1 protein-coding gene is annotated in these 274 nt (G+C 36.5%); it reads right to left on the reverse strand.

From position 1 onward, the window contains the following. On the reverse strand, positions 1-274 hold a 274-nt coding region (locus ACHRV3_RS23035; protein ID WP_395442798.1), incomplete at both ends, for a hypothetical protein.

Below are 274 nucleotides of genomic sequence, written 5' to 3' on the forward strand. Positions count from 1 at the left end.
TCTCTCACGGTTATAATTTGAACATAAGATGTAGTGTTACCAGAGCAATCCGTTGCTGTCCAGGTACGTGTTAAGGTATAATTAGAATCACATTGATTTTGAATATCACTTTTTGTTTCAGTGAAAATAATTGGTAAATCTGAAGTACAACTGTCTGAAACTACTAGTTGAGCAGGGGCAGGAACAGCGTCACAAGAAACAGTACTATCTTTTGGAAGATCTCCGGTAAATATTGGTTTACTGGTATCTTCAATTGTAATCACTTGCGTGAAAG

Source organism: Flavobacterium sp. FlaQc-49, from assembly GCF_044005985.1.
Taxonomy (GTDB): Bacteria; Bacteroidota; Bacteroidia; order Flavobacteriales; family Flavobacteriaceae; genus Flavobacterium; species Flavobacterium cupriresistens.